The 4788-nt window shown below is 71.3% G+C and carries 6 protein-coding genes; 3 read left to right on the forward strand and 3 right to left on the reverse strand.

The window, feature by feature from the left end; genetic code table 11:
• Positions 1-209 precede the first annotated feature (209 nt).
• Positions 210-503, reverse strand: coding sequence for a DUF6087 family protein (locus ABZW18_RS34130; protein ID WP_356195245.1), 294 nt, complete (start codon positions 501-503; stop codon positions 210-212).
• 13 nt (positions 504-516) lie between these two features.
• Positions 517-1887 carry a Tat pathway signal protein gene (locus ABZW18_RS34135; protein ID WP_356195248.1) on the reverse strand — a complete coding sequence of 457 codons (1371 nt, stop codon included), beginning with the start codon at positions 1885-1887 and terminating at the stop codon, positions 517-519.
• A gap of 160 nt (positions 1888-2047) precedes the next feature.
• Between ABZW18_RS34135 and ABZW18_RS34140 the strand changes: the two genes are divergently transcribed.
• From ABZW18_RS34140 to tgmC, 3 genes are read left to right on the forward strand one after another with little or no spacing between them, the layout of a single operon-like run.
• Positions 2048-2314, forward strand: a complete 267-nt coding sequence (locus tag ABZW18_RS34140) for a putative ATP-grasp-modified RiPP (protein ID WP_356195250.1) — start codon at positions 2048-2050, stop codon at positions 2312-2314.
• A 3-nt stretch (positions 2315-2317) separates the two neighbouring features.
• Positions 2318-3316, forward strand: a complete 999-nt coding sequence (gene tgmB / locus ABZW18_RS34145) for an ATP-grasp ribosomal peptide maturase (protein WP_356195252.1) — start codon at positions 2318-2320, stop codon at positions 3314-3316.
• A complete protein-coding gene (tgmC, locus tag ABZW18_RS34150) occupies positions 3294-4493 on the forward strand; it encodes an ATP-grasp peptide maturase system methyltransferase (RefSeq protein WP_356195254.1) in 1200 nt (399 codons plus the stop codon). Before tgmB ends, tgmC begins: the two co-directional genes overlap by 23 nt.
• Here the strand turns inward: tgmC and ABZW18_RS34155 are convergent.
• A partial coding sequence (locus tag ABZW18_RS34155; protein ID WP_356195257.1) for a Scr1 family TA system antitoxin-like transcriptional regulator occupies positions 4430-4788 on the reverse strand: 359 nt, incomplete at its 5' end. The two genes, tgmC and ABZW18_RS34155, sit on opposite strands and share 64 nt — an antisense overlap.

The raw sequence follows: 4788 nt of genomic DNA on the forward strand, positions 1-4788 counted from the left end.
AGCACATCCCGTCGGCGGTGTATCCGCCCCGCTCCCGACGCATTCTCGTGATGCCCTCATCACGCACGGTAATTCACCCCGCGCGACCAGGGCAGCGAAACCGCGCAACCGAACGGCTACCGGCCGCCGTCGACCCGGACTTGCCGAGCGCTGACATCCGCATCGGCTACGCGCACTGCTCGACACTCGGCGAGGAACTTCAGTGTCGCCTACTGTTCAGCGACCGGGTTCCCGGGGTCGGCTTCGTTCTCCCACGTCTGGGCGACAGCGAGGTCGGGTGCAGTGCCGACGGGCTCGTATGCGAAGCCGTTCCACTGCTCCAGCACCCGCGGCTCGTCCGGCCGCCGGTGGCTGGCGCCGCCGTGTACCGGCCGGTGGCGCCTGTAGATGTCCATCGGCGGGCGGCGCCGCTTGTTGTACGGCGCGAGCGGGTCACCGCCGTGGACTTGGGGGACCGCGCGGGACGGCTGGTTCGGCGGTCCAGGTCTGCTGTGCTTGGCCATGCGCTCGATGGTCTCAGGCCGCGATCGTGGTCGGCCGGGTGGCGGCGAGATCCTTCGCCCTCGTACGCACCTCGTCTACCGCGGCCGTCTCGTAGGGGCGGGCGGCGTCCAAAAGCGTGTTGAGCCGGGAGGCCACGAGGGTGGAGTCGACACGGGCGGCCTCATCGAGCGCCTGATGGGCCGCGGCGGCGCCGCGCTCGGCCTCGCCCTCGTCGAACAGCGCGGCGGCAAGCCCGACGCGGTCCATGACGTGGACGCGGTCGAACCCGGGCTTGCGGAGCTTGAGCGCATCCTCGAAGTGGACGCTCGCGGGCCTGTGGCCACGGCCGAGCCCGGCGAGGTCGCGGGCGGAGACCGCGCGGGCGCCAGCGTGCTCGGCGGCGTCGAAGTACGACACCCACTCGGGGATGTCGTCGCCGAGGCCGCCCGCCACGAGCTCGTCGGCAGCGCCGAGGTGTTTGGCCGCCTGGCGCTCGTCGCCGAGGGCCGCGTGCACCCGCCCGGTCTGCGAGGAAACCAGCGCCTTCACCGCGGGCATCCTCGCCTTCTTCGCGGCGACGCCGAGGAGACCGAGGGCGTCCTGGAGGTGGCCGAGGTAGATCATCTGGTGCGACATGCGGGTGACGATCTCCACGCCGCGGTCGCGTTGCCCGACCTCCCCGGCCGCATACACGCCGTAGCTCCAGTACCGCTGTGCGACCGGGCACCGGCCGCCGTCGTGGCTGACCCATCCCGCGAGCGCCGCCAAGTCGGCGGTCGCCGAGAAGACTCGGGTCTTCAGGCTCCCCGGGACGCCGTCCTGGATGCGGCGGGCGACCTCGGCGAGCTGGGCGACGATGGCCGAGCGGTACAGGCCGCCGCCCTTGGAGGCGTCGGCCTTGGTGAAGAAGGCGGTCACCTCCTCCAGCGCGGTGACGGTGTCGGAGTCGAAGCCCTTCGTCTTGCTGTTCAGCGCGCGGGCGGTGCCGCCCAGCATCCGTTCAGCGGCGAGGATCAGCGTGGTGCCGAGGGCGAGCTTGAGGGTGTCGCGGCGGTTCATGAACAGATCCATCTGCGTCCATCCGGCCAGGGTCTGGGCGGCTGCCTCGGTCAGCAGCGGGAGCTGGATGCTTTCCAGCTCCGGACTGGTAGTCGTCAGGCCGAGATCACCGGGTGTGAGCGGCCGGCCGATCGCCTCGGAGAGGACTCCCGCGAGCAGCGCGGGGACTGGCGGGCGGGGCTTCTCGCCGTCGGTCCAGCGCCGGATGCGGGTCGCGTCCGGGGCGATCTGCCGGTGGCCTTGGGCTTTGGCCGCCGCGGCGATGCGCCGGGCGATCTCACCGTGGGACAGGCCCGTCGCCGCGATCCACAGCGCCAGGTGCGGGTTGCCGGATCTGCTGGCCATCGCTGGTTCGCCCCTCCCCGCCTACGTGTACGGAGCGTGGCATTCTCGCCACGGTTCGCGACCTCTACGGTACTGGTCAGGGAGGGTACGGAACACCGATTCTGCTTCAAGCGGCAGCAACCCGGCTGACCGCTACCCGGTACAGGGGAAGGGACAACGCATGACGACGCTTGCACCCGAGGCTCCGTGGGCGATGCGGCTGGTCACCGACCGGCTGCCGGTCGGGCCACCGTCGTACGCGACGGTGACGCTCGACCCGGCCACGCAGACCGCCCGCTACACCGACACCATCGGCCAGATCGTCGAGATGGGCAAGCATGGCTCATCGAAGACGACCGGCACCGCCTCTATGTCCGGGGGCGGGGACGGGGAGAACCCGCAGCCGCAGACCCAGGACGACAACACCACCGACTACGAGTCGGACTGATCGATGGCCTCCACCGTCCTGGTCGTCACCGCGCTGGAAGACGTCACCGCGGACTGGGTCATCGCCGCTCTGAACGAGCGTGAGGTGCCCGTCGTACGCGTCGATCCCGCCGACATCGGGCCCGCCCTGACCTTCGGATTCCGCATCGGTGAGAACAGCCCGGTGTGGGGCGGGCGGCTGCGTACGGCGAGCCGGGTGGTGGAGCCGGGGGAGGTGGCGGCGGTCTACTACCGCCGCCCCACCCCGTATGCCGCCCGGTACGGGCATCTGTCCCCGCAGCAGCGGGAGTTCGCCGCTGCCGAGGCGAGGCATGGGTTCGGCGGCGTCCTGAACAACCTGCCCGGCGCGCTGTACGTCAACCACCCGGCCGCGGTGACCCGCGCGGACTTCAAGCCCGCTCAGCTTCAGAGGTTCGCCGGGCTCGGCCTAGCGATGCCACCGACCCTGGTCACCAACGACGTCGAGGCGGCCCAGAAGTTCGCCGCCGACCATGGCCCCGTCGTCTACAAGACGTTCCGCGGCCTGCCCCCCTCCGAGGACGGGCACACCGGAGCGATCTGGGCCCAGCGCGTCGACACGGAGTCCTTCGACGAATCGCTAGCGGTGACCGCGCACCTGTTCCAGGCCGAGGTCCCCAAGACTGGCGATGTGCGGGTGACCGTGGTCGACCGCCGGGTGTTCGCTCAGCAGATCGCTGCCCCGGACGGCGCGTTGGACTGGCGCCGCGGCGACTGGAACGACCTGATCCACGCCCCCATCACGGTGCCAGCCCCGGTCGAGGCCGCGCTGCACAGCTACCTGGCCTCGTTCGGGCTGGTCTTCGGCTGCTTCGACTTCGCCCTGACCGGGGCCGGGGACGCCCCGGAGCACTGGACGGCGATCGAGTGCAATCCAAACGGTCAGTGGGGCTGGCTCCCGGACGCGCCCGCCATCACCGAGGCATTCGCCGACACCCTGAGCAGGAAGGAGGCGGCAGCCCATGACGACGCCCGCCGACCTTGAGACCGACGCCGCGCGGCTGCGTGAGGCCATGGCGAAAGCCCTCGTCGAGGACGGCGTCCTGACCGACCCCGGCTGGCGGGCGGCGGTGGAGACAGTGCCGCGGCACCGGTTCGTGCCCGGCTTCTACCTTCCCGCCGACGAGCGCGACGGGAAGGGCCTGACAGTGTGGGAGCCGGTCACCGCCGAACTCGACTACGGCCGGTGGCTGGCCGCCGCGTACTCCGACACCACGCTGATCACGCAGTTCGACGGCGACGAACCCGACTGGAAGAACCCGCAGGTTCGGCACGGCGGTGCCCCGACGTCGTCGTCCACGCTGCCGTCGCTCGTCGTACGCATGTGGGCCGACGCGGACGTGCAGGAGGGCCACACGGTGCTGGAGATCGGCACGGGGACGGGCTACTCGACCGCGCTCGTGTGCGAACGGCTCGGCTCCGCCGACGTCACGTCGATCGAGGTCGACCCGCACCGACTCGACCAAGCCGCGAACGCTCTGTACGGCTGTGGGTACACGCCGACCCTGGCGGTGGCGGACGGACTCTATGGCTACTGGCCCGAGGCGAAGTTCGACCGGATCGTGGCTGCTTGTTCCTTCCGCGCCGTCCCGCCCGCGCTGCTTGCCCAGGCCCGGCCGGGCGGGAAGATCCTGCTCACCCTGTCGGGCTGGCTCTACGGATACGCCCGCGCCCTACTCACAGTCGCCGAGGACGGCACCGCCGAGGGGCAACTGCTGCCCGGCACGGTCTCGTTCATGTCGGCGAGGACCCATGCGGCGCCGGCCTTCGGCAACCCCGCCCACTGGGCCGCGGACCTCACGGAGAAGCCCAGGGCGGCCCGGCGCAGCCCGGAGAGGATCACGGCCGCGACCGAAGAGGCGTTCCACTTGCGGTTCCTGGCCCAAAGCGCGGTGCCCGACGCACAGATGGTCACCGTCGGCGAGACCGTGCACTTGGTCGACGTTGTCTCCGGCTCCGCCGCCACCCTCACCCGGTACGACGGCGATTGGCATGTGCGCGAGGGCGGCCCGGTGAAGTTGTGGGAACGGATCGAGCGCGTCCTGGACGCCTACGACACGGCCGACCGGCCGGGGCCGGAGACCTTCACCCTGCACGTCTACGGCGGCGGCCAGCACCTGCGACACCCGCAGCTGCCCGGTCTCCCGCTTCCCTGCCCCTGAAGGAGGGTCGGCCGCTGGGTCTCCCTACGTCGGCCTCGGCGCCGCCCTTCCCCCGTGGGGCGCCTAGGGCCGATTCGGTACTGCTTCCCGACAGCGAAACGCAGGCGGGCCCCGGCGACCATCTCCTCCCCCTTGAGGCCGCCCGCGGCCAGCACCTCGCGCGCGTAGCCCGGCGTCTGGAGCAAGCCCGGCAGCACGCTCACCGCGAAGTGCCACAGGCTCGTGGCCTCCGCCTCCAGTGCCATGTACCGCCGGTACCGCTCCCGGAACTGGGTCTGGTCGCTCACCGCCAGCT

The organism is Streptomyces sp. NPDC004647 (assembly GCF_040609575.1).
GTDB lineage: Bacteria > Actinomycetota > Actinomycetes > Streptomycetales > Streptomycetaceae > Streptomyces.

Excerpts from the sequence above, each read along its gene's own strand:
- ABZW18_RS34135 (WP_356195248.1), bottom strand. The coding sequence starts at position 1,887 with ATGGCCAGCAGATCCGGCAACCCGCACCTGGCGCTGTGGATCGCGGCG.
- ABZW18_RS34130 (WP_356195245.1), bottom strand. The coding sequence starts at position 503 with ATGGCCAAGCACAGCAGACCTGGACCGCCGAACCAGCCGTCCCGCGCG.
- ABZW18_RS34140 (WP_356195250.1), top strand. The coding sequence starts at position 2,048 with ATGACGACGCTTGCACCCGAGGCTCCGTGGGCGATGCGGCTGGTCACC.
- tgmC (WP_356195254.1), top strand. The coding sequence starts at position 3,294 with ATGACGACGCCCGCCGACCTTGAGACCGACGCCGCGCGGCTGCGTGAG.
- tgmB (WP_356195252.1), top strand. The coding sequence starts at position 2,318 with ATGGCCTCCACCGTCCTGGTCGTCACCGCGCTGGAAGACGTCACCGCG.